Origin of the sequence: Amycolatopsis sp. NPDC047767 (assembly GCF_040704195.1) — a bacterium.
GTDB lineage: Bacteria > Actinomycetota > Actinomycetes > Mycobacteriales > Pseudonocardiaceae > Amycolatopsis.
This window is the reverse complement of sequence record NZ_JBEYSJ010000078.1, coordinates 1-3,065: the sequence shown is the minus strand read 5'-3', so window position 1 is coordinate 3,065 and position 3,065 is coordinate 1. Positions and strand designations below refer to the sequence as shown.

Below are 3,065 nucleotides of genomic sequence, written 5' to 3'. Positions count from 1 at the left end.
TCGATCCGGTCGATGATCGCCGCGGTCCCGGCCTTCGTCGTGACGCGCATGGCCTCCGACAGGTCGGCGATCTCCGCGCCCAGCTTGACGACCAGGCAGCCGCCCTGGCAGTCGTCCGCGGCCTGCGTGTCGTGGAAGTACTGCCAGTACTGCATGAGGTGCTCGGCCGAGGTCTTCGCCTTGTCCGCGACGATGCGGTCCATGGTGGCGAAGTAGTCGTCGAAGTAGCTCTGCATCATCGCTTCGCCGAAGGCGTCCTTGGAGTCGAACCAGTGGTAGAAGGACCCCTTCGGCACACCCGCGTCGGCGAGCACCTCGTTGATGCCGACCGCGGCGTAACCCTTGGCCAGGACAATCCGCCGGGCGGTGTCGAGCAGGCTTTTGCGGGTGTCGGCTTTGGCTGGCATGACGTGAGAGTAGCAGCCGATTAGACCAGTCGTCTAGTGGCGGCGCGAGTTTCCTGCGAAGGTCAGCCTCACTGCGTCAGCTCCGCCGGTGGTTCAGCCCCGAGGGCGGTGAACAGCCCGGCCAGCTTCGTGTCGAGCAGATGGCCGACTGCGGTCACCCGCGGATCTCCGAAGCTCGCGAACAGCGTGCCCGGCTGGTCGGTCACGAACACGCCGTCGCCGTGCTCGTCGGCCTGGATCAGCAGCCGAAGGGGCGCGTGCAGCATCACCGTCGGGTTGTGGCGGTACATCTGCTCGGCGATCACGTGGTTGCCCATCAGGTATTCGGTACAGTCCCAGGAAAATCCGGAACCGGCCATGAACGGCGGCACCTCGATGCTCGCGAACCGCAGGAAGCCGAGAGGCGCGACCTCGTCGGCCTTGGCGACGACTGCGGCCCAGTCTGGCAAGCCCTCGAACCGGGTGCGGTCGAGCACCGGCACTGTGTCCTCGAACACGCGGATCGCTTCGGCGTAGGGTCGCCCGAGCGGCACAGCAAGCCGGCGCACATCGTGGGTGGTCGTGGTGACCGGAAGTCCAGTGGCCATCGGTGTTTTCTCCTCAATCGTGAACGGGTTCGGTGAGCGGCACCGGTGCGGCCGAGCGCCAGGGTTGCAGCCAGGTGAGTTCCGTCCGCGCCACCGTCCGGTCGCAGCGCGGGCAGTGGTCGCCGAACGGCATTTCCTCGCCGCAGACGGTGTGGACGGCCTTCATCAGCGGGGTGCGCCGGTCGGAGCGGGTGTGGTCTTCGCCCCACCGGGCCAGTGCGTGCAGCACCGGCAGCAGATCGGCGCCCGCTTCGGTGAGGCGGTACTCGTGGCGGGTGCGGTGGTCGTCGCGGTAGGGCACCTTGGTCAGCACCCCCACGCGGACGAGCCCGGCCAGCCGGCTCGCGAGCACGTTGGTCGACACGCCCAGATCGTCGTGGAGCTTGTCGAACCGGGTGGCGCTGGCCGTGATCGAGCGCAGGATCAGGAGGGTCCACCGGTCACCGAGGATATCGGCCGCGCGGCCGATCGGGCACGGCTGGCCGGCCACGACGATCCTCGCCGGACGGGTCACTGGACACCCTCCTGGCGGCGGATCTCCAGGAGCACCAGCGGCGCCAGCACCAGGCACAACACGCCGATGACCGCGGCGACGAGCACGGTCGCGGCGGGTAGTCCCTGCGCGAGGGACAGCAGGCCGACCACGACCACTGGTCCACCGAGACCAAGGTAGGTGACCACGTAGTACGTGCCGATCACCGCGCCGCGCTCGGCCGGCGGCGTGACGACGGTGAGCTCCGCCAGCGCACCGGTGAACACGAGCCCGTGCCCGGTTCCCGTGCCGAGCATCGCCGGCACCACCAGCCACGCAACGCCGGCCTCGTTCGCGAGCACCAGCAGTGCAAGGCCGACGGCGAGCACTACGAGACCGCTTGCCTGCGCGCGGATCGGCGACACTTTGCGGGCGCCGAACTGCACGAACCCCGACGTGGCGATCATGAGTGCGAGCGCTGCCGCGGCGAGTGCGAGGTTCGTCGAGCCCGTCATGCTCTGCACGAGGGAGGGCACCACCGCGGAGAACACCCCGAGCACGGCCCACGCCAGGAACGACGACGCCCCAGCGACCACGAACGTCCGCCGGATCTCAGCCGGCACGCCGAGCCGCGGCCGGCGCCAGTGTGCGCCTTCGCGCCGGACCGGTCGTGGCGTCCGCAGCACCAGCAGCGCCACGATCGCCACGGCCGCGGCGTGGAACGCGAACGACAAGTGCCGGGGCAGCGGGCCGTACTGCGCGAGCAGGCCGCCGGCCACCGGCCCGAGCGCCAGCCCGAAGGTGACGCACGCCGTGGCGGTTGCCGCCGCGCGCCGCTGGCTGCCCGCGTCCGGCCCGGCGCTGTCGCTCAGCATCGCCTGCGCCGCGGCGGCGCCCGCGCCCATACCGAGCCCCTGCAGAATCCGCGCGACGAACAGCCAGCCCGTCCCGGTCGCGAAGGCGAACGCCACGTCGCCTGCGAAGAACGCCGTCAGCCCTACCAGCATCAGCGGCCGTCGCCCCAGCGCGTCCGACAGCGGTCCCGCCACCAGCAGCCCCGGCGCGATCACCGCCACCGCGACGGCGTACAGCAGCGTCTGCACCAATGCCGAGAAGCCGAACGTCGTACGCAGCAACGCATACAACGCGCTCGGCAGATTGTTGCCGACGTACAGCGCGGCCAGCGTCGCCACCCCGGCCGCGAACACCCTGTGCCCGGCGGAAACAGGGGCCGCGGTCAAACGGGTTTCCGACATAGATGCACTGTAGAGTGCTGGCTTTCACTGTGCAAGTCAGCTCGGCGTGCTGTCGGCGCTGGCCGAACGCGTCTGAGTCAAGGGTTTGAAGCAGGGCGCTTGACTCAGTTCTGAGTCCGCCGACGCAGAATGGCCGCGATGTGAGTCGAGTGACTCAGATCTCCGGTGCCGGCGGTCCTGTGTGGACGCTGTCGGTCCTCGAAATCCCGATGACCGCAGGAGGATCCGTGCAGGAGTCAGACTGGAAGTCCGTGCTCGACGCGGCGAGCACGGCCGCGCTGGACTACCTCGGCTCGCTGCCGGACCGGCCGGTGTTCCCGACCGCGGACCACGCGACGATCCG

At 69.6% G+C, this 3,065-nt stretch carries 4 protein-coding genes; all 4 read right to left on the bottom strand.

All coding sequences use genetic code 11. From position 1 onward, the window contains the following. On the bottom strand, window positions 1-407 hold a 407-nt coding region (locus AB0878_RS49310), incomplete at its 3' end, for a TetR/AcrR family transcriptional regulator (RefSeq protein ID WP_366590631.1). 68 nt (window positions 408-475) lie between these two features. Beyond that, window positions 476-994: a hypothetical protein gene (locus tag AB0878_RS49305; RefSeq protein ID WP_366590629.1), complete on the bottom strand. Its 519-nt coding sequence runs from the start codon at window positions 992-994 to the stop codon at window positions 476-478. A gap of 13 nt (window positions 995-1,007) precedes the next feature. Further along, window positions 1,008-1,508 carry a helix-turn-helix domain-containing protein gene (locus tag AB0878_RS49300; RefSeq protein WP_366590627.1) on the bottom strand — a complete coding sequence of 167 codons (501 nt, stop codon included), beginning with the start codon at window positions 1,506-1,508 and terminating at the stop codon, window positions 1,008-1,010. Beyond that, window positions 1,505-2,722: an MFS transporter gene (locus AB0878_RS49295; RefSeq protein WP_366590624.1), complete on the bottom strand. Its 1,218-nt coding sequence runs from the start codon at window positions 2,720-2,722 to the stop codon at window positions 1,505-1,507. The genes AB0878_RS49300 and AB0878_RS49295 overlap by 4 nt, the downstream gene beginning before the upstream one ends. Window positions 2,723-3,065 lie beyond the last annotated feature (343 nt).